The 22,089-nt window shown below is 60.3% G+C and carries 21 protein-coding genes; 10 read left to right on the plus strand and 11 right to left on the minus strand.

Translation table 11 applies throughout. The annotated features are described in order from the left end of the window. Positions 1–181 precede the first annotated feature (181 nt). Positions 182–1,552, plus strand: a complete 1,371-nt coding sequence (locus J1G35_RS01930; RefSeq protein ID WP_223013098.1) for a gluconate:H+ symporter — start codon at positions 182–184, stop codon at positions 1,550–1,552. 41 nt (positions 1,553–1,593) lie between these two features. On the opposite strand, the gene J1G35_RS01935 is transcribed toward J1G35_RS01930, so the two are convergent. From J1G35_RS01935 to J1G35_RS01945, 3 genes are all read right to left on the minus strand, one after another. Then, entirely contained in the window at positions 1,594–2,091 is a 498-nt protein-coding gene (locus J1G35_RS01935; RefSeq protein ID WP_223013100.1) for a DUF4411 family protein, read from the minus strand. Next, positions 2,088–3,224, minus strand: coding sequence for an XRE family transcriptional regulator (locus J1G35_RS01940; protein ID WP_223013102.1), 1,137 nt, complete (start codon positions 3,222–3,224; stop codon positions 2,088–2,090). Before J1G35_RS01940 ends, J1G35_RS01935 begins: the two co-directional genes overlap by 4 nt. A gap of 71 nt (positions 3,225–3,295) precedes the next feature. Then, a complete protein-coding gene (locus J1G35_RS01945; RefSeq protein WP_223013103.1) occupies positions 3,296–4,600 on the minus strand; it encodes an MFS transporter in 1,305 nt (434 codons plus the stop codon). A 185-nt stretch (positions 4,601–4,785) separates the two neighbouring features. Between J1G35_RS01945 and J1G35_RS01950 the strand changes: the two genes are divergently transcribed. Beyond that, entirely contained in the window at positions 4,786–6,204 is a 1,419-nt protein-coding gene (locus J1G35_RS01950) for a TIGR00366 family protein (protein WP_223013105.1), read from the plus strand. A gap of 38 nt (positions 6,205–6,242) precedes the next feature. Here the strand turns inward: J1G35_RS01950 and J1G35_RS01955 are convergent, their stop codons facing one another. Continuing rightward, a complete protein-coding gene (locus tag J1G35_RS01955) occupies positions 6,243–6,587 on the minus strand; it encodes a DUF86 domain-containing protein (protein ID WP_053134107.1) in 345 nt (114 codons plus the stop codon). Then, positions 6,584–6,874 carry a nucleotidyltransferase family protein gene (locus tag J1G35_RS01960; protein ID WP_053134104.1) on the minus strand — a complete coding sequence of 97 codons (291 nt, stop codon included), beginning with the start codon at positions 6,872–6,874 and terminating at the stop codon, positions 6,584–6,586. The genes J1G35_RS01955 and J1G35_RS01960 overlap by 4 nt, the downstream gene beginning before the upstream one ends. A gap of 158 nt (positions 6,875–7,032) precedes the next feature. Between J1G35_RS01960 and J1G35_RS01965 the strand changes: the two genes are divergently transcribed. From J1G35_RS01965 to J1G35_RS01975, 3 genes are all read left to right on the plus strand, one after another. Beyond that, a complete protein-coding gene (locus tag J1G35_RS01965; protein ID WP_223013107.1) occupies positions 7,033–8,733 on the plus strand; it encodes an acid phosphatase in 1,701 nt (566 codons plus the stop codon). A gap of 121 nt (positions 8,734–8,854) precedes the next feature. Further along, a complete protein-coding gene (locus J1G35_RS01970; RefSeq protein ID WP_053134099.1) occupies positions 8,855–10,024 on the plus strand; it encodes a hypothetical protein in 1,170 nt (389 codons plus the stop codon). A gap of 148 nt (positions 10,025–10,172) precedes the next feature. Continuing rightward, a complete protein-coding gene (locus J1G35_RS01975; protein WP_053134096.1) occupies positions 10,173–10,697 on the plus strand; it encodes an SET domain-containing protein-lysine N-methyltransferase in 525 nt (174 codons plus the stop codon). On the opposite strand, the gene can is transcribed toward J1G35_RS01975, so the two are convergent. After that, positions 10,694–11,338, minus strand: coding sequence for a carbonate dehydratase (can, locus tag J1G35_RS01980; RefSeq protein ID WP_053134092.1), 645 nt, complete (start codon positions 11,336–11,338; stop codon positions 10,694–10,696). The genes J1G35_RS01975 and can overlap by 4 nt on opposite strands. A 151-nt stretch (positions 11,339–11,489) precedes the next feature. Here can and J1G35_RS01985 point away from each other — a divergent pair, with 151 nt between their 5' ends. Then, positions 11,490–11,894: a hypothetical protein gene (locus tag J1G35_RS01985; RefSeq protein ID WP_053134090.1), complete on the plus strand. Its 405-nt coding sequence runs from the start codon at positions 11,490–11,492 to the stop codon at positions 11,892–11,894. Between the two features lie 72 nt (positions 11,895–11,966). Here the strand turns inward: J1G35_RS01985 and rimI are convergent, their stop codons facing one another. Continuing rightward, positions 11,967–12,419, minus strand: coding sequence for a ribosomal protein S18-alanine N-acetyltransferase (gene rimI / locus J1G35_RS01990; RefSeq protein WP_032886035.1), 453 nt, complete (start codon positions 12,417–12,419; stop codon positions 11,967–11,969). Beyond that, positions 12,412–13,155 (minus strand): energy transducer TonB, encoded by a 744-nt coding sequence (locus J1G35_RS01995; protein WP_090409740.1) that lies wholly within the window; start codon positions 13,153–13,155, stop codon positions 12,412–12,414. The genes rimI and J1G35_RS01995 overlap by 8 nt, the downstream gene beginning before the upstream one ends. A gap of 187 nt (positions 13,156–13,342) precedes the next feature. Here J1G35_RS01995 and mksB point away from each other — a divergent pair, with 187 nt between their 5' ends. From mksB to mksF, 3 genes are read left to right on the plus strand one after another with little or no spacing between them, the layout of a single operon-like run. Then, positions 13,343–14,620: an Mks condensin complex protein MksB gene (gene mksB / locus J1G35_RS02000; protein WP_053134085.1), complete on the plus strand. Its 1,278-nt coding sequence runs from the start codon at positions 13,343–13,345 to the stop codon at positions 14,618–14,620. Beyond that, positions 14,610–15,317 (plus strand): Mks condensin complex protein MksE, encoded by a 708-nt coding sequence (gene mksE / locus J1G35_RS02005; protein WP_027606956.1) that lies wholly within the window; start codon positions 14,610–14,612, stop codon positions 15,315–15,317. Before mksB ends, mksE begins: the two co-directional genes overlap by 11 nt. Then, positions 15,314–18,154: an Mks condensin complex protein MksF gene (mksF, locus tag J1G35_RS02010; protein ID WP_223013109.1), complete on the plus strand. Its 2,841-nt coding sequence runs from the start codon at positions 15,314–15,316 to the stop codon at positions 18,152–18,154. Before mksE ends, mksF begins: the two co-directional genes overlap by 4 nt. 60 nt (positions 18,155–18,214) lie before the next feature. On the opposite strand, the gene J1G35_RS02015 is transcribed toward mksF, so the two are convergent. From J1G35_RS02015 to J1G35_RS02025, 3 genes are read right to left on the minus strand one after another with little or no spacing between them, the layout of a single operon-like run. Continuing rightward, a complete protein-coding gene (locus J1G35_RS02015) occupies positions 18,215–20,518 on the minus strand; it encodes an MlaD family protein (RefSeq protein WP_223013111.1) in 2,304 nt (767 codons plus the stop codon). After that, complete coding sequence (locus J1G35_RS02020; protein ID WP_053134076.1) at positions 20,511–21,134, minus strand: paraquat-inducible protein A; 624 nt, start codon at positions 21,132–21,134, stop codon at positions 20,511–20,513. The genes J1G35_RS02015 and J1G35_RS02020 overlap by 8 nt, the downstream gene beginning before the upstream one ends. Beyond that, positions 21,121–21,780 carry a paraquat-inducible protein A gene (locus tag J1G35_RS02025; RefSeq protein WP_223013113.1) on the minus strand — a complete coding sequence of 220 codons (660 nt, stop codon included), beginning with the start codon at positions 21,778–21,780 and terminating at the stop codon, positions 21,121–21,123. The genes J1G35_RS02020 and J1G35_RS02025 overlap by 14 nt, the downstream gene beginning before the upstream one ends. Before the next feature lie 113 nt (positions 21,781–21,893). Here J1G35_RS02025 and J1G35_RS02030 point away from each other — a divergent pair. Beyond that, positions 21,894–22,089: hypothetical protein (locus J1G35_RS02030; RefSeq protein ID WP_223013115.1), on the plus strand; the 196-nt coding region annotated here is incomplete at its 3' end.

Consider the following 22,089-nt stretch of genomic DNA (forward strand, 5'->3'; position numbering starts at 1 on the left):
AGAGTTCCACGCCCATAAAGTAAAAGCCGGGAGAATGTAGCGTTCGCGACTTATCAGAGCGGTGGAGCAAAGATTACAAATCCGACAGCAATGGCTCTGCGGCGGGCGTTATCAGGTATGCTTTTGGGCTAGGAAACAAAAAGAAACAATTTCCCCAACCTGTTCGATAAGGAGTCCCGCCTTGGCGTTATCGACTGCCGCGTGGATGGTTCACGACACCCGCCTCATGCTCTGCGTACTGCTGGCCATCGCCAGCATCATTGTGCTGATCAGCGCGACCAAGTTGCCGCCATTCCTGTCGATCCTGATCGGCACCTTTATCGCCGGGGTCGGCGCCGGGCTGCCAGCGGAAGAGGTGGCCAAGGCCTTCAGCAAGGGCGCCGGGGCGATCCTCGGTGAAGCCGGGATCATCATTGCCCTGGGCTCGATGCTGGGTGCGCTGATGGCGGAATCCGGCGCGGCCGACCGCATCGCCACCACTCTGCTCGGGCTGGGCAAGGGCAAGTCGTTGCCATGGGTGATGGCGCTGGTGGCGATGGTGATCGGCCTGCCTCTGTTCTTCGAAGTGGGCCTGGTGATGATGGTGCCGATCATCTTTGTGATGGCCAAACGTTCGAACCAGCCGCTGTTGAAAATCGCCATCCCGGCGCTGGCGGGCATGACCACCTTGCACGCCTTGATGCCACCGCACCCAGGGCCGCTGATTGCGGTGGGCGCGTTGCACGCCGACCTGGGCCTGACCATGTTGCTGGGCTTTTGCCTGGCGGTACCGGCGGTGATCCTCGCCGGGCCGCTCTATGGCAACTGGCTGTCCAAGCGCCTGCATGTGGATGAGCCGGCCGACATCGGCGCGCTGTTCAGCGCCCCGCCCAAGGCCCCGCGCCAGCCGAGCTTTGGCGTGTCATTGCTGATCATTCTGTTGCCGGTGATTCTAATGCTCGGCAGCACCTTGGCCAAAGTCGCGCTGCCAGCGGAAAGCAGCGTGGGCCTGACCCTGAAATTCCTCGGCGAACCGCTGATCGCCCTGGGCCTGGCGGTGATCGCCGCCGTGATCTGCCTGGGCTGGGCCGCCGGCATACCACGCGCCGAAGTCGGCAACACCCTGCGCAAGGCCCTCGCGCCCATCGCCGTGTTGCTGCTGACCATCGGCGCCGGCGGCGGCCTCAAGCAAACCCTGCTCGACGCTGGCGTCAGCCAGACCATCAGCAAAGTCGCCGAAGGCGCGCACATGCCGTACCTGCTGCTGGCCTGGTTGATCGCCGTGGCGCTGCGCCAAGCCACGGGCTCGGCCACGGTCGCTACCACCACGACCGCCGGCATCCTCGCGCCGATGATGGCCGGGTTGGCGGCGACGCAAAGCTCACTGGTGGCGCTGGCGATCGGCGCCGGCTCGGTGTTCTTCTGCCACGTCAATGATGCGGGGTTCTGGATGGTGCGCGAGTACTTTGGCTTGCAGCTGAAGCAGACGATTTGGGTGTGGTCGGTGTTGCAGACGATTGTTTCGGTGGTCGGGTTGGTCGGTACGCTGGTGCTGTGGCACTTCTTGACCTGAAGACGCCGTATTGAGGGGAGACTTTCTTCCCCTCAATGAGTTCACTGATGCAAAACAAAGCGAGCATCGAGCTTGCCAAGCAACTCAAATGTATTCATGTAAGGCACGCCAAACAGTGAGCACACATTGGGAATCGTGAATTTGCGTTTGATGTCGGGGTTATAGACCTCATGCGTGACAACCACTGCGCCCGTCGTCATCGCTTTGGCAATCAACCAGGGATCTGCGCCCTCAAGAAACTCCTCAAGCGCACCGGGCTTCATCACAGGCACCTGCTCCGCAATCTTCGCGACGATATATCCAAATGCAGTCTGAGTCGGTTCATCGCTGGAATCTTCAAACAGGTGCGTATTGCCTTTGACCCACTGGGTCAAATCGTCATTGCCTCTGGCTAGTTCGTCCCTTACCGGCACGATACTGGCAATCTCCAGAGCCTGGTGTTGTTGAAGAATCCATGCCCAGTAACCCGGACAAATCGTCATCGTGTAATAGCGGTTTTTTGCCTCGATCAGCGTATTCGAATCCAAAAGATGCTTCATGCCGATAGCTTCATCCCGTAAGTCTTTAACTTGGCAGGTTGCACGCCCAGCAGTTTTCCCGCATCGCGAAGCAAAATCCGGCCGCTCTGCGCTTGCGCCAAAACAGCCTTGCTCAACCGGGTACTGTTTCTAATAGCCGCCGTGCGGTAGTAATCACCGCCACTCCCGTCCTTATCTCGATATTCCTGCAAAATCCGACGGTAGTAGGCGCCGTATTGATCGCTGCTGATGTAGCCAAGATCTCGGGCACGACGGGCAATCACCAATGTGCTGACGCGAAAGCGCCCGGCCAAAGGCGCCAGGTTTTCTTCCCAGTGCACGGCAGAATCCCAATGCACTCGAAAAACGAGCTCCGGTGCCAGAAACTCTCCTGCAACGGCGTTGCAAAAAGCCTCCTCTTGGTGGGCACTATGACTGTTGCAATCAGATACACCCGAGCTACCAATCCATATATGCGCCAGCTCATGCATCAATGTAAAAAGCCGTGCAGTGGGTGCGTCCGCGCTGTTGATGAACACCACGGGCGCCAGAACGTTGCTGATCGCAAACCCTCGAAACTCGGCGACATCGAGTTTCCGGTGGGTATTTCCCAAGGCAACACCACTGCGCATGACGAGGATACCAGCGTCCTCCGCACCACTCACCAAAGCCCTTACATAGTCGTCATACCCCATACGCGCAAAGTCATCCGTCACTCCGAGTACGCGACGAATATCTGTAACCACGTCTTTAATAGGCGAACGGCTATTGAAACTTCCCACAAAGGACAGCGGGGAGCGTTCGTGATCCTGCAAGTATTCCAAATACCAGTCTTGCTTACGGAGCACGTCTCTCACAGTGTCCATCAGGTTCAGGCTAGGTTTGTCTGGGAAAACGCCACCCACGGTGCGCAAGTCTGGAAGAGGAAGGTGCTCCTGCGGCGGCGCCTTAAGAAAGAGAAAGCCAAAAGGGACGTGCACAACAGCAGCCCACTTTTGTGCCTGCGTAAAGGATGGAAGGCTCTGGCCACCTTCCCATGCCTTTACTCTTTCCAATTTGACCGTAAGCCCCTTGGCAACCTGTACTTCAGTCAGCCCCGCCCGCTGGCGAGACCAGGACAGGATTGCAGGGTTGATAAAGGCGGTCTGAGTCATGGAGGTAAATGCGCTCATCAAGAGTGGACGTGACTATAGGAGTGACCACTCTGCCCGTCAATTGATAGCGTTTAGGCCTCTTTTGTAACCGCATCCAAGGTGTGGCGCTTACCAAACAGCGCCACACTCGCCACCCCCACCGCGCCCATTACCACGCAATAGCCCACGCAAATCCACGGGCTGGTCGGCATCAGCGCGATCAGCATCAGCGGCGTGGTACTTGCCCACAGTGCATAGGCGATGTTGTAGGTGAAGGAAATGCCCGACACCCGCACCTGCGCCGGAAACAGGCCGACCATCACCGACGGCACCGCGCCCACCACCCCGCAACTCAAGCCCGCCACCGCATACGCCGCGCCGAGCCAGATGCCGCCGCTGATCAGGCTGGCGTACAGCAGGAAAATACCCACCGGCAGCAGCAGGCTATAGACCAGCACCGCGCGCCAGGCGCCGATGCGGTCCACCAGCAGGCCGGCGAGGACGCAGCCGATATTCAGGAAGACGATGCCCAGGGCGCTCAAGGCAAAGGTGTGGCTGGGGCTCATGCCGAAGGTTTTCTGCATCATGGTCGGGGTGATGACCACCAGCACCACCACAGCGGAGGTGAGCACACAGGTGAGGATCATCGCTGGCAGCAGCACGGCGCGATGGTCACGCAGTACGGTGCGCAGCGGCATCTCGGCGGCGGCCTGGCGTCGGGCCTGCATTTCGAGGAATACCGGGGTTTCGCTGAGCCAGCGCCGCAGCCACACGCCGATCACGCCGAACACACCGCCGAGCAGGAAGGGCAAGCGCCAGGCGTAGTCGAGGATTTCGGCCGGGGTGAAGACTTGCGCCAGCAGCGTGGCGGTGAGGGCACCGAGCAGGTAGCCGAAGGTCAGGCCCGCTTGCAGGAAGCCCAGGGCATAGCCACGATGGTTGCGCGGTGCGTGTTCGGCGACGAAGGTCCAGGCGCTGGGCACTTCACCGCCCACAGCGGCCCCTTGCAGCACGCGCAGCACCAGCAGGATCAGCGGTGCGAAGTAGCCGATTTGCGCGTAGGTGGGCATGATCCCGATCAGCAGGCAGGGTAAGGCCATCATCAGGATGCTCAGGCTGAACACGCGCTTGCGCCCCAGGTGATCGGCGAAGTGCGCCATCAGGATGCCGCCCAGCGGGCGCGCGAGGTAACCGGTGACGAAGATGCCGAAGCTTTGCAGCAGGCGCAGCCACTCGGGCATTTCCGGCGGGAAGAACAGTTGGCTGAGGGTCAGCGCAAAGAACACGAAAATAATGAAGTCGTAGATTTCCAAGGCTCCGCCCAAGGCGGCCAGGCCCAGGGTTTTGTAGTCGGAACGGGAAAAACGCTGCGCCTGTGGAACAGAGGTGGCAGTCATGTTGAGGCTCGGCAGACAAACAAAATGGCGTGCAGGTTATGAGCTGAGCGGGTTGATGGCAATCGCGGCAGATATATTTGTTTTCCTCATGGATCGATGAAGATAACTGCATTCCCATATCAATGGCCGTAGCGGAACATGCCGGAAAATTGCCGACACCATAATAAATACAAGAGGAAAGACTCGTGGCCGATGCTATCGAAGAAAGCCGCTATGCCCGATTTGCCCTGCGCTGCTCGAACTTTGCCGAGCGTTGGTTCCCCGACTCCTGGGTGTTCGCCGCCCTCGCCGTGATCATCGTCGCCGTGGCGACCCTGGGCATGGGCGCCGCGCCTACCGAAGCCGCCAAGGCATTTGGCGACGGCTTCTGGAGCCTGATCCCGTTCACCATGCAGATGGCCTTTGTGGTGATCGGTGGTTATGTGGTCGCCAGCTCGCCGCCGGCGGTCAAGCTGATCGACCGCCTGGCGCGTATCCCGAAGAACGGCCGCTCCGCCGTGGCGTGGGTAGCATTGATCTCCATGGTGGCGTCATTGCTCAACTGGGGCTTGTCCCTGGTGTTCGGCGGCTTGCTGGTACGTGCGCTGGCCCGTCGTACGGATTTGCGCATGGACTACCGTGCTGCGGGTGCGGCGGCCTACCTGGGACTGGGCGCGGTGTGGGCGCTGGGGTTGTCGTCATCAGCCGCACAATTGCAGGCCAACCCGGCCAGTTTGCCGCCGTCGATCCTGTCGATCACCGGGGTGATCCCGTTTACCGACACCATCTTCCTGTGGCAATCCGGCGTGCTGTTGCTGGCGCTGATCGTGGTGTCTCTGATCATCGCCTACGCCACCGCGCCCGGCCCCAACAGCGCCCGTGACGCCAAGGCCTGTGGCGTCGACCCGGCCTTCAACCTGCCCAAGCTGCAAGCACCGAGCCGCCCCGGCGAATGGCTGGAACACAGCCCGTTGCTGACCATTCTGCTGGCATTGCTGGCGGCGGGCTGGTTGTTTCATGAGTTCTCGACCAAGCCGGCGATCAGCGCGATTTCGGGGCTGAACACCTACAACTTCCTGTTCATCATGGTGGGTGCCCTGCTGCACTGGCGCCCGCGCAGCTTCCTCGATGCGGTGGCCCGTGCAGTGCCGACCACCACCGGCGTGTTGATCCAGTTCCCGCTGTACGGCTCGATTGCGGCGCTGATGACCGTGGTCAAGGGCGGCGACGGCCAGACCCTGGCGCACCATATCTCGACCTTCTTCACTTCCATCGCCTCCCACGACACGTATGCGCTGCTGATGGGTGTGTACTCGGCGGTGCTGGGCTTCTTTATCCCGTCGGGCGGCGGCAAGTGGATTATCGAAGCGCCTTATGTGATGCAAGTGGCCAATGACCTGCAATACCACCTAGGCTGGGCGGTGCAGATCTACAACGCGGCCGAGGCGCTGCCGAACCTGATCAACCCGTTCTATATGCTGCCGTTGCTGGGCGTGTTGGGGTTGAAGGCGCGGGATTTGATCGGGTTTTCGTTTGTGCAGCTGCTGGTGCACACGCCGCTGGTGTTGTTCCTGCTGTGGGCGTTGGGGACGACGTTGAAGTATTTACCGCCCGTCATGCCTTGAATAACTGATGACTGCACCTGTTGTTGCAACAGGTGCAGTCACACTGCGGTTACAGGAAGACGCGCCAATAGATCAGGCAGCGCGCTCTGGATGGTGTCCCAAACCACATCGAGGTTGATATCGAAGTAACCGTGAGCAATGCGGTTACGCATTCCCCGCATGCTGCGCCAAGGAATGTGTGAATGAGCCTCAGCGAAGTGCGGATGCAGATCCATGATTTTCGTCGACGCCTCACCAATGATGATCAGACTCATGACCACCGCTTGTTGAGTACGCCTGTCTTCCAGAAACTCTTCTTTGCTAAGGCCCTCTACAAAACTGATCGCATCAGCAGTGGCCTGCCTTATGTGATCCAGGTAATCCCCAAGGCGATTTGCTGTCATACAGGCCGTGCCTCAGCCAACACTTTTGCGCGGAACTTCAACGGCAAATCGGCTGGCGTCAGTAGATCCACATTGACCCCCAGCAGGTCCTCAAGCTCGACTTGCAGCCCGCCAAGATCAAACAAAGTGGTTCCCGGCGGCGCATCGACCAGCAAATCAAGGTCGCTGCCTTCTTGGTCGGTACCCAGCAATACAGACCCAAATACCCTTGGGTTTGAGATGCGAAATCGGCCCACCACTTCTCTGACGGCTGCACGTTTTAGATCAAGGGCGGTTGAAGGCTTCACGGTTCACCTCAGTGATGTCCATTATCGGGCAAGTCTAGCAGCGCTGACCGCGCGTAAACATGCCTTACTCATCACACCGATGTCTTCGTTCCGTCACATTGCATTGCTACCGTCCTGCGAAATATCTTGCAACATCTCGCCAGCAAGGACTCCCCGCAATGAGTGATGATCACGAAGACCGCCCTTCCCCCGATTCCATAGCCCAACCGCCGGTAGACACCGGCCGTCGGCGCTTCCTGGGGGGCGCGGCGGTGTTGGGGGTTGGCGCGACGTTGAGTGCCTGCGGCAATAGCAGTGAGGCGCCCGGCAAGCCAGTGGCGCGGCCGCTCACGCCGCAGGAGCTGGACAAGGCGTTGCACGACCAGGTGAAAACGGTGGTGGTGATCTATGCCGAGAACCGCAGCTTCAACAACCTGTTTGCGGACTTTCCAGGCGTTGAGAAACCGCTGTCGGCGCTTTCTGCCGCCGACACGCAACAACGCGACCGCGACGGCAGCCTATTGACCACCCTGCCCCCGGCCTGGGGCGGTGTGCTGCAAGTGGGCCCGCAAAGCGTGGACGGGGTGACTTACCCCAGCGAAGTGCAATTCCAGGAGAACCTGCCCAACGCGCCGTTCGCTCTCAAGGGCCCGAACTCGGAAGACCTGCCTTTGAGCCTGGTCACCCGCGACTTGTGGCACGTGTTCTACCAGAACCAGATGCAGATCAACGGCGGCAAGAACGACGGTTTCGTCGCCTGGGCCGACTCCGGTGGCCTGGTGATGGGGCATTACGCCCAGAGCCGCTATTCCCTGCGCCTGTGGGATGTGGCCAAGGAGTTTGTGCTCTGCGATAACTTCTTCCAGGGTGCGTTCGGTGGCTCGTTCCTCAACCATCAATACCTGATCAGCGCCACCGCGCCGTTTTACCCGAATGCGGCGCAGTCGGTGGCCAAGGCGCAGATCGCCACGCTGCAAAGCGATGACCCGACCGACCCGCGTCTCAAGCCCCTGGATAAATCCCCGGCCAGCGCCATGACCGGCCCGCCGCAGTTCGGCCCCAGCGCGCTGACCCCGGACGGCTACGGTGTGAACACCCTGGCGCCGCCTTACTGGCCGACCTGGATTCGTGACCCGCAAAACCCGGATTACGCAAAGGCCGACCTGCCTAACGTGCTGGTGCCGCAAACCCACGAACATATCGGCGACAAGCTGTCGAAAAAGAACGTCGACTGGGCGTGGTACGCCGGGGCGTGGCAGGCGACGCTGGATCAATTCAAGGATTCGGGCGGCATTCCGAAGATCCCTAACTTCCAGTACCACCACCAGCCGTTCAACTATTTCAAGCAGCAGGGCCCCGAGAACCGTGCGGAGCGTGACAAGCGCCTGCGCGATGGCGGTTTGGGCGATGAGGCGAGCACCAACAAGTTCTTCGCCGATGCCCAGGCCGGCAAGCTGCCAGCCGTGAGTTTCTACAAGCCCCAGGGCAACCTGAACATGCACGCCGGTTACGCCGACGTGGCCTCGGGCGACCGCCATATCACCCGCGCCTTGAAGGTACTGCAGGAAAGCCCGCAGTGGAAAAACATGGTGGTCGTGGTGACCGTCGATGAAAACGGCGGCTGGTGGGACCACGTCGCCCCGCCCAAAGGCGACCGCTGGGGCCCAGGCACGCGAGTTCCGGCGCTGGTGGTCTCGCCCTTCGCGCGCAAAGGCACCGTGGACCATACGGTGTACGACACCGCGTCGATCCTGCGTTTGATTACGCGGGTCTTCCAACTCGAGACCCTGGACGGGCTCAAGCAACGCGATGACGCCATGATTGCCCGAGGCCAGAAACCCATGGGGGACTTGAGCAACGCCTTGCAATTCAACGTGTAGGACGCTTATCCAATAACGACATGCCTGGCGATTTAGTCCACGGTTTTCCTGGTCAGCCGCTACTGTGAGGAGATGGGATTTGATCCCGCACAGACGGGCTTTTGCTGACAAGGAATCGAGTATGTTCAAACCGACCAGGCTGTCCTTCACCCTGGCCGCACTGATGGCCAGTGCGGTCGTCCACGCCGACATCGAAGTCCCACTGGGCAGCACGCAACGGGTTACCCAGTTGTTCGCTTACCCCAATAACTGCAACGTGATCTGCTTTCGGCCATGGACGCTGGAGCAGACCGCCGAGCATTACCTGAACCAAAGCCTGCAGCGCGACGGCTACAGCCGAGCCAAGGTCAGCGTGAAGTCCCACGACGGACAGGTCTCAGCCACCTTCAGCGGCGTGCCCGAGCACTACGGCCAGCCCTTGACCACGTTGCTCAACACCGCCGACCTGGCCTACCAAGGCGCCAGCAAACTCAACAGCGACGGCAAATGGGCCTACAACTGGTACCTGTTCCTGCCGCTCGGCATGGCCCTGGAAAACCGCAAGAGCATCGAGTTGCTGCATTTTCCGCCGGATTACTCGTTGACCCAGGCCCAGGATTACCTCGAATCGGCCACCACCGACCGCTGGGCCACACTGCTCACCGATAACGGCGTGCCGGCCACCGAAACCCCGGCCTACCAGACCATCATCGATATCGCGCCCATCGCTGCACCTTCCAATGCGGGCAAGGACTTGGAGAACGTCTACAGCTACTTCACCGACTACCAGACCCGCATGGTCAGTGAACTGAGCCTGCGCCCCAACGGTTCGCTGCCAATGGTTGCGTTCGGCGCGCCGGTGCGCAACTGGATCAAACAGCAATACGGGCAATCCGTGGGTGTACTGGGCCTGGCACAGATCAGCCCGGCTGCGGGCAAAACCGTTTCGGTGCTTGGCTCCAACCACCCCAGCTACATCTGGTACGCGGCAGACCCGGCCACCTATGACGGCAATGAGCAGAAGGCCGATGACGCCGGCCTGAAAGTGATGGGCCAGGACTTGAGCGCCGCCTGCTGGCAGGCCGGCATGGGCCAGAAACCGGCGAGCGATGCGAATGTGCTGCTCAAGGCCTGCATGAATACCTGGCAGGTCACGCGCAAGGAACAGACCTGCGAGCTGTTCTACACCTCGGTGCGCAACCTGAGCCCGGAACAGGCGAATGCCAAATGCGCCACACCCGTCATCAAGACCCAGCTCAAACAGCTGAGAAATCCAGCGCCAGCGCCCACGATGGCCGCTCCGGCACTTTAAAGGCACACAATGGACAGCCTATTTCTACTGTCAGATTTCACAGTAGAAATAGGCTGCAACTTCAGCGAGTCTTGAGCCGCGCCCATCCGCTGCAAGACTGGTAGTCAGACTCCACCCGCAGGTCGATGCAGCCTCACCAAGGAGAGTTATGAAAACTCAGGCCATGGATAAGGCTAAAACGGCTACGAATGACTGCCTGTACCCCTTCAAGACGCTGCTCGTTGAGCAGGGCTATCCGTCGTATCGGCATTTCCAGGTCATGCAGGGCACTGGCAGCACCGCGAGCGGGATCAAGGCGCGCGTCGCGCTGGAAGGCCGCGTGCGTATCGCCAAGGTGTCCGGTTACGCCGTGAGCGAGCGGCGCCCGCACACGTTGCAGCTGTCGCCGCGCATCCATTTGTACGACTGCTGGTTCTGCGGCCTGCTGAGGCACTCGTGTAATCCGAACGTGTTTTTTGACACGACGTACCTGGAACTCTGGACCGTACAGCCCATCCGGGCCGGCACCCCGTTGACCATGGATTACGCCAGCACCGAGGATGCGTTGTTCCGGCAGTTCGAGTGCCAATGCGGCGAACTGAACTGCCGGGGCTGGATCACCGGACGCGACGAACCCCTGAATGCCGAGGGACAGCAGTTCATGGCGCAGTGGCGCGAGCGCAAACGACCTTAGACTTCGCCCAACGGGCGCAGGCGATATTGCGGCGGCAACTGCTCAAAGCCACTGATGGTGGTGTTCAAGCTTTTCCAGCGTCCATCCTTGATGCCATAGATGCAGCCGTGGATCGACAGGCTCTGCCCTCGGTGCCAGGCGTTTTGCACAATGCTGGTGTGGCCGACGTTGGCCACTTGCTGGATCACGTTCAGCTCGCACATACGGTCGACACGCTCTTCCTCGGTCGGCAGTTGCGCCAGCACGTCACGGTTTTCGTAGTAGAGGTCGCGAATGGTGCGCAGCCAGCCGTCGATCAGGCCGAACTGGCGGTCCTGCATCGAAGCGCGCACACCGCCACAGCCATAGTGGCCGGTGACGAGGATATGTTTGACCTTGAGCACATCGACCGCGTACTGGATCACCGACAGGCAATTGAGGTCGGTGTGCAGCACCACATTCGCCACGTTACGGTGTACGAACAGGTCACCGGGCAGCATGCCGACGATCTCGTTGGCCGGGACGCGGGCGTCGGAACAACCGATCCACAGGTATTCAGGGGTCTGCTGGCGGGCGAGCTTAGCGAAGAATTCGGGATCTTCCTGTTTGATCGCATCCGCCCAGCGTTCGTTGTTATCAAGCAGGTCTTGTAGTTCGTTCATCAGGGAAAGCCTCAGGAATGATGCGCAGCTTTGACAGACGACCGCCCGTCCGGGTCACGCCGATGATAAAGATAGCCGGCGGGCAATTACTTGAATCTTGGGGGGCCATGCCTGTCCACACACTATAAGCCCCACAGTATGAGGATTGGCCATGACTGAATCACGACGTCCCTACGGCGCTACCGAGCCGGAACCGATTGATGATAACGAAGACCGCATGGGTCAGGTGCGGGAGCTGGACTTTGACGAAGAGACGCCGACGGCGGAGATCGGCGATGAGATCCCGCGTCGCGAGCGTGAGCATCTGATGCCCGACGAACGGGTGCGCGAAGCCGGCATGACCGGGGCTTCAACGGCTGATCATGAGTCGACCGATGATGATATGAGCCCGGAAACGCTGATCCATGAAGATGGTGCGCGGGATGCTCGGGAGGCGGGCGAAGACAATCCGGCGGATTTTGACCTGAGCATTGTGGATGAAGATGACATTGGCGGCGGCAATGGCCTGGATGAAGCGGAACTGGCTGATCTCGACCCGGTAGACGGAAACCGCTGACACTGCACAAGTCCAAATATGGGAGGGGCGGTGCGACGATTCGACTTCTCCCTCCCACATTGGTTCGCGTGTTCAGTCGACCAGGGTGCAGGCCATGACGACTGCATCTTCGCGACCACCGACAGCCGGGTAGTAGTCCCTGCGACGGCCGATCTCGTTGAAGCCATAGCGCTCGTAGAGGCGGAACGCGCCGGTATTGCTGTCGCGCACCTCCAGGAAGCACTCCCGAGCCTTGGCCGCGTAGGCGCGCGACATCAGGTGTTCGAGCAGCGCCAGGCCCAGGCCACGGCCCTGGTTTTCCGGCTTGACGGTGATATTGAGCAAGTGCGCTTCGTCGAGGATGATCTGCACCACGCCGTGGCCCACCTGCTGCTCGCCCTCAAACATCAGCCAGATCTGGTACTTGCCCAGCCCGTCGAGAAAGATCCCGCGGGTCCAGGGGTGGCTGAACGCCGCGTATTCGATTTTCAGCACGGCGTCGAGGTCGGCCTCGGTCATCGGGCGGAAGGATAAAGCCTCACTCATCGGTTGTTTTCCAGCGCGCCATCAGCCGGCGCATGGCTTGCCAGACATCAGCCTTACGCTGTGGCTCTTCCATTAATAATTCCAGGCCCGGCAGGGCCCATACAGAACCCAGGCCTTCGACCTGCAGTTCGCGGTACCAGGACTCGGCATTCGCTTCCCCGGCAAACCGTACGGCGGGCAGGCCGATCAACCACAGGCACACACAAGGTTCGTCTTCCAGGCGTGCCGAGACGAAGCCTTGCACAAAATCCCGCGCCGCTTCCGGGCCTTGGTCCATGGTGCCGCGCACCAGCAGTGGCCAACGTACCGGGTCGCCGACGATTTGCGGGCTGTCGGGCAGGCCAGCGGCGCGCAGCATGTCTTTGAGCAGCATGTAGGCAGGATCGCGGGTCTGGAAGCGCTCGCCGGTGGGTAACTCCACCAATAGCAGGCAACGCCCGGCCCGCAGCAGTTGCAGGGCGAAACGCGGTGGCGGCACTACCGGGGCCTTGACCACCGGGGCAGCCTCTTCGGCCACAACCGGCTTGGCCATGGGCGACGGGCGTGGCACTTCGATCTTGGCCCGCTCGACCGCCGGCCGCGCTTGCGGCACGGGCTTGGCCACCACGACCGGGGCAGCGGCCTCCTCGCCCGAGGTCTCGAACGCCTCATAGGGCTCAAGCGCCTCTAACAGCTCGGGCCGCGATGGCGCGGCAAACGGCAGTTCGGTGCGGGGCAGCCAGTTGACCACCTGCATGGCGGTCAAGTAAGCGCGACGTCGGGACTCGATAAGCACAGCTCGGCCACTTGTGGATAAGTAAAGAGCGGGGATTCTACCGCTGTTCGGTAACAATCGCCCACTGTGCACTGACCGGCTGTGGATAAATCCCACGCCTGATGCAGTACAATCGCGACTTTTAATTGCCAACCAGCCGGCCATTCCCATGATCGAACCCAAGCGCGTCCTGCGCGCCCTCGCCGAACACTGGGCCTTACTTGAGCCACTGTGCGAACACTTCGACCAAGGCACCCTGAGCCTGAGCGAGTTGCGCGCACAACTGGCCGCCCAACAACTGGACAGCACGCCCCAGGACATCACCAGCCTGCTGGACGTGTGGATTCGCCTGGACATCCTGGTGCCTGTCGCCAAGAGCCCGAACCGTTTCGAGCTCAATGCGCAGATCCACGACTTCCTGGCTTATCTTCGCAAGGAGCACCGGCTTGGCCTGTGCCTGGAAATCGAAGCCTACCTGCGCCATCTGGAGCGCTTGGCCGGTTATATCCAGGACGCCTTCGACATCCGTGATGGCCACGACCTGGCCCGGCAACTGCGCCTGCTCGATATGCGCGTACGCGATGTGCTGAAAAAACTCGCCAACGACGAACAAGCCCTGGCTGCCGTGGCCGATCGCGCCAAGACCAGCGACCGGCAGATCCCGCTGCGCCAGCGTTACGCCGAAGTCCTGGCGACCTGGGACGAATACGTCGAACCAATGATTCAACTGGTGAACGCCGACGGCGCCTTCGAACAAGGCGTGCGCAAGGTGGAAAACGTGCTGTTGCGCATGCTCACCGAGCAACAGCGCCTCGGCCACCTGGTGGACGACGACATGCTGCTGCGCACCCACGCGCGCATCCTCGAAATGCAGACCAGTGCCCAACTGACCTTGCGGCATGCCCGCGAGCTGCTGTTGCCGCTGCGCGAAGAAGCACGCCGACACAACGCAGTGACCCGTGGCGCGGCGCTCGCGCTGTCGGCCATCCGCCGTAAAGGCCTGGACGCGGTGCCACAGGCGGCGATGCCGATGTTCACCCGACCGCAGAGCACCTTCCTCGGCAGTGCCAGCCAGGTCGAGGCCTATGTGTACGCCCTGGCGAATTTCGAGCCGAAACCGGCACGCTTCCCCAAGGCACACAAGTCCCACAAGGGCGAAGCCCAGCGCGCGCCGCGTACGGTCAAGGAGATGCTCGAACGCTGCGAAGACGCGCTGCCGATGCCGGACCTGATGACCTGGCTGCTGGAGCAGGAACCGGACGGTGCCACCGACGAATTGCTGTACTGGTTCTCGCGACTCTCGCGGGAAAAACGCTTCAAGCGCGAGCGCCTGGAACGCCGCGACTACCACACACACGAGCACCAGGTCAGCCTGCGCTCATTCGCCCTGCTCCCGGCCGGCACCGACGCCGCCGAGCATCCTGCGAGTACACCTTATGCATCTTGATCTATCCGAACTGTCCCAGCTGGCGCCGATCTTTCGCGAGCTGTTCAAGGGTTACCACGTCAGCCGCCGCGACCCAGAGCTGTATGCGCAGCTGTCGAACTTCCAGGACCAGTACCGCACGTTGTTCAAAGCCCTGGGCTTTGAGTTGGTCTGTGACACACGCGGTTTCTACTACTTCGTGCCGGACTCCGCGATTGCCAGTGCGCAGGTGAACAAGACTGCCCAGCGCCTGGCGCTGTTCACGTTCATCATCGTCGAGCACCTGGCCGACCAGGGCCGCGACCCAATCGCCGTGCTCGACGGTGGCAGCCTGGGCCGCGATGAACTGCCCTCCCTGCTGGAAAAGTACCGCGACCTGTTTATCCAGGCCGAAGTGCAGACCCAGGAAGAACTCGAAGAAAAAATCATGCGCCGCATGACCCAACTGGGTTTTGCCAGCGAGGACAACGGTATTTACCGCTTCCTGCCGCCGATGCACCGCTTCCTCGACGTGTGCCTGTCGGTGCAGCAGGACCGTGACCTCGCCGCCAGCGTGCACAGCGTGTTGCCGTTGCCAGCGCCAGTGATCATCGACGAAGACAGCGACGAGAAACTGCTGAAGACCGATGACCCGCTGGACTTGAGTGACTTCGCTGAAGAAAGCGAAGAAGACGCCCTGGCGCGCGCCATTGCCGAAGAACAGGAGACCGACGCATGAGTAAGGAACGCTACGGCATCCGCCGCTTCGCCCTATTGAACACCGCCGGTTACAGCTTGGGCTTGTTCCCGCTGGAAGAGCCGCTGTCGGTGTATGGCGCGAACAACCTGGGTAAATCCGCGTCGATCAACGCCTTGCAGTTCCCGATCCTGGCGCGCATGTCGGACATGAGTTTCGGCAAGTACACCCTGGAGCAATCGCGGCGCTTCTACTTCGCCACCGACACCAGCTACATCCTGGTGGAAGTCTCCCTGCCCCACGGCCCGCACGTAATCGGCGTGGTCGGGCGCGGTCCGGGCGGCGGCTTTGGTCACCAGTTCTTTGCCTATGCCGGCAAGCTGGACCTGGCCCACTACCAGAAAAACGACACCTGCCTGCGCCAGAAAGAGCTGTTCACCAACCTTGAGCGCGAGGGCCTCAAGGCCTACGAACTCAAGCCGGATGAACTGCGGCGCTTGCTGGTGGGTGGCCACACTTCGATTCCGCTGGACCTGACGTTGATCCCGCTGCGCTCCACCAGCGAGCAGAGCCTGAAGACCTTCCGCGCGCTGTTTATCAACCTGCTGCACATGCGCGAAATCACCGCCGCCAAGCTCAAGCAGCTGTTCCTCGATGCGTTCGAACACAGCCTGCGTTCGGGTAGCGTGGATTACATCGCCGCGTGCGAAGAAGCCTTCCGCGATGTACGCCGCATGGAGCAGGACTACAACTCCCTGGTCGCTGCCGGCCCGCTGGTGGAAGCCTTGGCCAATGGCGTTCGGCAGCGCGATGCCCTGCGCGGCAAGCTGCATCGCCTGTCGCCGCTGTTGGATTCGCTGCTGGGCACCTGGTCGGACTACGCCAGTGCGCGCAAGGAAGAGCTGACCATCCAGGCCGAGCACTACCGCAACGAGCAGGATGCGCTGCAGAACGATCAGCGTGGCGGCACCCAGGAGCTGATGCGCCTGGAGCGGGAAATCAGTGGTATCCAGCGTTGGCTGGGCGAGCTGTCGGTGCTTAAGCATCGCTTTGCCCTGGTGGATGACGTCAAGGTGCTGGAGCAGCAACTGCTGGCGGCCAAGGATGCTCACGATGAGCTGGCGGGCGCCCTGGCGCAGTCACGGCAGTTCAGCGCCGAGGATTTGGACGAGCGTTTGCGCGACCTGGAAAAACGCTTGAAGTCGGTCAGGCAGCAGCTTGATCACGCGGATAACAACAGCTACGCCAAGCTGCGCGAAGAGTTTTCGCAGCAGGATGTCGAGCGTCTGATGCGCCTGTTCAACAGCTCGTTGTTCAGCCTGCCATTGGGTGAACACGGCATCACGCTGGACGAGGACGGCCAGTGGGTCAAATCCCTGGAGCAGATCCTGGATGGCTTCAAGGGCGAGCGTTTTGAAGTGCCGGGGCTGTCCATCGACATCTCGCACATCGAACCACCGGCGCTGCAGGCCCTGGCGGATCGCGCGGCGTTGCGCGACCAGAAAGAGCGCCTGGAAAAAGAACTCAAGCAGCTGAAAACCCAGCAAGCCGTGGCCTCTGACCGTGCCGCGAGCAAGACCCAGACCGAAGCGCTGTACCAGCAAGTGCTGGATGCGCAAAAAGCTCTTGAAGACTTCCGCCGCGCGCAAACCCTGAGTGCCGAGGAAGGCGAAAAACTGGAAAACCTGGCGCAGATGGAAGCAGCCCAGGATGAGTTGAAGCGTTCCAGTGACGCCTTTACCGAACGCGTCCAGCAACTGTCCGCCAAGCTGCAACTGGTAGGCCGGCAGATCGGCGATATGGAAGCCAAGCAACGCACGCTGGATGACGCATTGCGCCGTCGCCAACTGTTGCCGGCGGACCTGCCGTTCGGCACGCCGTTCATGGACCCGGTCGATGACTCCATGGACAACCTGCTGCCGCTGCTCAACGACTATCAGGACAGCTGGCAGGGTTTGCTGCGTGCCGATGGGCAGATCGAGGCGTTGTACGCGCAGGTACGCCTCAAGGGCGTTGCCAAGTTCGACAGCGAGGATGACGTCGAACGTCGCCTGCAATTGTTGATCAACGCCTATGCGCACCGCACTGATGAGGCGCTGACACTGGGCAAGGCACGCCGTGCGGCGGTCACCGATATCGCGCGGACCCTGCGCAATATCCGCAGCGACTACGACAGCCTGGAACACCAGTTGGCGCTGTTCAACCGCGAGATCAACAAGCGTCAGGTGTCCAACCTGCAGAGTTTCCGCATCGTGCTCGCGCCGAACAAGGAAGCCCTCAAGCATATCGACCAGATCATCCACAGTGCTGGCCAGTACGAAGAAGGCGAAACCCTGTCGGTGTTCGACCTCAGCCAAAGTGCCGAGCAGGACAATAAGAACGAAGAGGCCAAGGAATACCTGGCCCGCCTGGTGGCCGCCAACCATAACCAGTTGGGTCTCAAGGACCTGTTCGAGCTGGCTTTCGAGATCACCAAGGTGCATGGCCAGCCGGTGATCCACACCGATATCGACGGTGCGGCGTCCAACGGCACTACCATGACCATCAAGGCGCTGACCAACATGTATTTGTTGCTGCACTTGATGGACCGCGACCAGGCCGGGCGCGTGCGCTTGCCGTACTACCTCGACGAAGCGGCCGACATTGATGAGAAGAACCAGGCAGCGCTGCTGGAAACCAGTTTGCAGCTGGGCTTCGTGCCGATCCTGGCCAGTGTGAAGCCTCAGGTTTCCGCGCAGGTGGCGATCGACTTGGAAGGCGGCAGCGGGCCGAACGGGATCTATATCGATGAGGCGGACTGGAAGTACATCCGTCGCCACGATGTGGTGAAGGCAACGGTGAATGTGCAGGCGGATGAACCGGAGCTGGATGAGGTCTGACGCGTTGCGCTGAAATGCAAAAAGGCCGCGATCCATTGGATCGCGGCCTTTTTTGTAGCTTTATTTGCCGAGTGGAATTTTAGGCGCCCACGTCAGCCATTCGTCTTCGAATTTGTCGAACAGCGGGAAGGTTTGCTGCGGCCGAGCCGCGCTCCCCATACGCTCGCCGTCCGGCGTAGCGAAGGCGATACCACCGGCAACCAGCGTCTCCAGGGACTCGGTACGCACCGTCGCGCCTTTGAACAGGCCGAAGTCGAGGCCGAAGCCGCTGGTGTTCCAGAAGCGGCTGCCACTGCGTACCAACGGCGCGTATTTGGGCTCGATCAGAATGTGGACCAGCACGCGGTCGGCAGTCTGGCCCAGTTCATAGCCGGTGACTTTGCCCACGGTGACTTCGCGGTAGGTCACCGGCACGCCTTCTTTCAACGAGCCACGACGGGCGGCGCTGAGTGTCAGGCTCAGGCCGGCCTCTTGGCGGACAGCTTCAGGGGGCTGGTCCAGCGCGACAAAACTTTTTTGTGGCCCGGCGTTTTTCGCTGCCGGTTGCACTTCGATGTATTGCCCGGTGACCAGGGTTTCCAGGTTGGAGGTTTTCATCAAGCCCAACTCAGGCTTGACCACCCAGAACTGGCTGCCGGCACGCGCGATGCGGTCCGCTACTTGGGTAATACGCGCGCTGAGCAGCACCGATTGCATATCGGCACTGAGGTCGACGCTCTCGATCTTACCGACATCAAGTCCTTTGAAACGTACCGGTGTGCCTGGACGCATGCCATCCGCGCGATCGACCTTGATGGTCACCAGGGTGCCGTGTTGATTGGCCGCTTCACGGTCGGCAAACAAGCGGAAACGTGGGATGCGTTTTTTCAGCGGTACGTTCGGCTGCGGCGTTTCGAAGGCAATACCGCCGGCCATCAGGCTGGCCAGGGATTCACTCTTCACCTGGATACCACCGGTGAGGCCGCCGGTCAGGGTGACGCCGCTGGCATTCCAGAATCGCGTCGAGCCATTGACCAGGTTTTCGTATTCTTTCTCGATATGAACGCCGATCACCAACTGCTTGTTCTTGCGCGAGAACTGGTAGCTCTGCACCGAACCCACCTTGACCTGCTTGTAAAGGATAGGACTGCCGACATCCAGTGAGCCGAGGTTGTCAGTAAACAACACCATGTGCAGGCCCGGGGAGCGCAGATCCAATGGCGGAGCCTTGGCGCGCGCAACGAATTCGCGTTGTGGGGCGCTGCCTTTGTCGCCAGGACGGATGGCGATGTAGTTACCTTTGACCAAGGCTTCCAGGCCGGTAATACCGGCCAGCGAGATGGAGGGTTTGACCACCCAGAATTGGGTGTCCTGCACCAGATAATCTTCGGCCAATGGATCGAGGGTCAACTCTGCGTTGGCGCTGGAAAGGTCCGGGTCGATCTTCAAGGTCTTCAGACTACCGACCTGGATGCCTTTGTACATCACCGGCGTTCGCCCGGCCTGCAGGCCTTCGAAGTCCGTGAGTTTGACCTTGGCCTTGATACCGGCTGCGGCGGCGTCGAAATCTTCGTACAGGCGGAACGGCAGGCTCGGATCAGTGGGCGGACTGTCCTTGCGGTTCTCTGGGGTGGCGAAGGCAATGCCACCGGCGACGATGCTGGAAAGAGATTCGCTGCGCACTTTCACACCGGAGAGGTTGGCGTCGATGCTGATGCCGCTGGCGTTCCAGAAGCGCGTGTGTTTGCGCACCAGGCTGGCGTAGGTCGGCTCGATGTAGACCTTGATCTCGACGGTGCTCTGGTCCTCTGAGAGCAAGTAGCTTTTGACCTGGCCGACTTGTATCTGCTTGTAGAAGACCGGGCTGCCACGGTTGAGCGAACCGAGGCGGTCGGCCTTGATGGTCAGGTGCAGACCGGGCTTGGCGTCAGATAGCGGAGGCTCTTCGGAGAGCGCCTTGAATTTGCGGGTAGGTTCACCATCACCAGGGCTCGCGGCGATGTAGTTACCGGAGACCAAGGTTTCCAGGCCGGTAATACCGGCAAGGCTGACGCTGGGCTTGACCAGCCAGAAACGGGTGTTGGTCTTGAGGTATTGATCAACATCCTTGTTCATCTCGATGGTGGCGATCACCCCTCGATTATTACCCTCGTCGTCAAGGGCCAGGGTCTTGACCTTGCCCACGGACATGCCTTTGTAGACTACTTCGGTTTTGTTGGCCTGGATGCCTTCGCCGCTTTCAAAGCGCACTTGGATCTCAATGCCCTGCTGGGAATACGCACGCCACCCCAACCAACCACCGATGATCAGGGCAATCAGGGGAAGAACCCAGATGGCCGACCAATTGGAGGCTGGGCGGGTTTTAGCTTTAGGCAATTCACTCATGGTCGTCGTCCGACTCCGTGTTATCCCAAATCAGTCGGGGATCAAAAGTTACAGCGGCAAGCATCGTCAAAATCACCACGCTGGCGAACGCCGCCGCGCCGAGGTTGGCCTCAACACTGGCAAGCCGTCCAAAATTTACAACCGCCACCAGGATGGCGATCACGAAGATATCCAGCATGGACCAGCGGCCAATGAATTCGATAAAGCGGTACATGATAATGCGTTGCTGCGCGGAAAGCGGTTGGTGACGCTGTACCGAGAACAGTAGCAGGCCAATGCCCACCAGCTTGAACGTCGGTACCAGGATGCTGGCGATGAACACTACCGCCGCAATCGGAAACATACCGTGCTGAACCAGTTGGATCACACCGGCCATGATAGTGCTGGGCTCGCCCTGGCCGAGAGAATTAACGGTCATGATCGGCAACAGATTAGCGGGGATATACAAAATTGCTGCGGTGATCAGCAATGCCCAGGTACGTACAAGGCTGTTTGGGCGACGGGCGTGGATCAGCGCACCGCATCGAGTGCAGGTTTGCTCATCGGTATCAGCTTCCTGCTTGTTCAACTCGTGACATTCGGTACAAATCAGAATGCCTGCGTCAATCGCCCGCATGATCATCTTCTCCTGACAGTGCTTGCCAGATCTGGTGCGGCGACATCACCACCTCAAGCAGAACCTGAACCATTAATAGGCTGATAAAGCAGACCAGACCCAGGCCGATCGTGATCGAGGCCATGTCGGCGAGCTTTACGATCGCCACCAATACCCCCATCAAATAGACCTCCAACATCCCCCAGTCTTTCATGTGATGGTAGATGCGGTACAACAGCAGTCCGTAACTGCGGCCTATCTTCCAGCGAATACTGAGCAGCACCGCCAGTTGGCAGAGCAGCTTGAGCAGGGGAATCCCCATGCTGCACAAGAACACGACGGCAGCGACACCTTGCATGCCGGTGTCGAATAGCCCGACAACGCCGCTCCATACGGTGTCTTCCGAAGTCTGCCCGAGTAGATTGAGCTGCATGATGGGCAAAAAGTTCGCGGGAATGTAAAGGAGCAGTGCCGCAAGCACCAAGGCAAGGCTGCGCTCAACGACGTTGTGGCGGTGAGCGTACAGCTCGTAACCGCATCGCGGGCATTGGGCTTTTTCACCGAGAGCGAGTACGGGTTTACGCATCAGCAAATCGCACTCATGGCATGCCACCAGGTCGTCCAGTGGTAAATCCGATGCCCCGAGGGCATCAACCGGATCCGGCATAGATAGGGCTCTGACTCTAAAAAAGGTTAGGTGCCTATTCTAGTGGTGTGGTTCAGAAATAACTGTGCAAATTTGTCGGCGGGGGCATGGTTGCGGGATGAGGGAGTGAGAGAGTGCGCTTTATTGCCAGTTTTTTCGCGTGCAAGCCCACAGCACTGGATGTGATGTTCGGGCAAATCACGCAAGACACTTTTCGACCGCCCAAAACAAAACCCCACCTGCTTTCGCAAATGGGGTTTCGGAATTTAATCTTGACGATGACCTACTCTCACATGGGGAAACCCCACACTACCATCGGCGATGCATCGT

Origin of the sequence: Pseudomonas sp. SH10-3B, from assembly GCF_019891415.1 — a bacterium.
Lineage (GTDB): Bacteria > Pseudomonadota > Gammaproteobacteria > Pseudomonadales > Pseudomonadaceae > Aquipseudomonas.

Coding starts and splice junctions, on each gene's coding strand:
- J1G35_RS01935 (WP_223013100.1), bottom strand. CDS start 2,091: ATGAAGCATCTTTTGGATTCGAATACGCTGATCGAGGCAAAAAACCGC.
- J1G35_RS01940 (WP_223013102.1), bottom strand. CDS start 3,224: ATGACTCAGACCGCCTTTATCAACCCTGCAATCCTGTCCTGGTCTCGC.
- J1G35_RS01945 (WP_223013103.1), bottom strand. CDS start 4,600: ATGACTGCCACCTCTGTTCCACAGGCGCAGCGTTTTTCCCGTTCCGAC.
- J1G35_RS01955 (WP_053134107.1), bottom strand. CDS start 6,587: ATGACAGCAAATCGCCTTGGGGATTACCTGGATCACATAAGGCAGGCC.
- J1G35_RS01965 (WP_223013107.1), top strand. CDS start 7,033: ATGAGTGATGATCACGAAGACCGCCCTTCCCCCGATTCCATAGCCCAA.
- J1G35_RS01970 (WP_053134099.1), top strand. CDS start 8,855: ATGTTCAAACCGACCAGGCTGTCCTTCACCCTGGCCGCACTGATGGCC.
- J1G35_RS01975 (WP_053134096.1), top strand. CDS start 10,173: ATGAAAACTCAGGCCATGGATAAGGCTAAAACGGCTACGAATGACTGC.
- can (WP_053134092.1), bottom strand. CDS start 11,338: ATGAACGAACTACAAGACCTGCTTGATAACAACGAACGCTGGGCGGAT.
- J1G35_RS01985 (WP_053134090.1), top strand. CDS start 11,490: ATGACTGAATCACGACGTCCCTACGGCGCTACCGAGCCGGAACCGATT.
- rimI (WP_032886035.1), bottom strand. CDS start 12,419: ATGAGTGAGGCTTTATCCTTCCGCCCGATGACCGAGGCCGACCTCGAC.
- J1G35_RS01995 (WP_090409740.1), bottom strand. CDS start 13,155: ATGCAGGTGGTCAACTGGCTGCCCCGCACCGAACTGCCGTTTGCCGCG.
- mksB (WP_053134085.1), top strand. CDS start 13,343: ATGATCGAACCCAAGCGCGTCCTGCGCGCCCTCGCCGAACACTGGGCC.
- mksE (WP_027606956.1), top strand. CDS start 14,610: ATGCATCTTGATCTATCCGAACTGTCCCAGCTGGCGCCGATCTTTCGC.
- mksF (WP_223013109.1), top strand. CDS start 15,314: ATGAGTAAGGAACGCTACGGCATCCGCCGCTTCGCCCTATTGAACACC.
- J1G35_RS02015 (WP_223013111.1), bottom strand. CDS start 20,518: ATGAGTGAATTGCCTAAAGCTAAAACCCGCCCAGCCTCCAATTGGTCG.
- J1G35_RS02020 (WP_053134076.1), bottom strand. CDS start 21,134: ATGCGGGCGATTGACGCAGGCATTCTGATTTGTACCGAATGTCACGAG.
- J1G35_RS02025 (WP_223013113.1), bottom strand. CDS start 21,780: ATGCCGGATCCGGTTGATGCCCTCGGGGCATCGGATTTACCACTGGAC.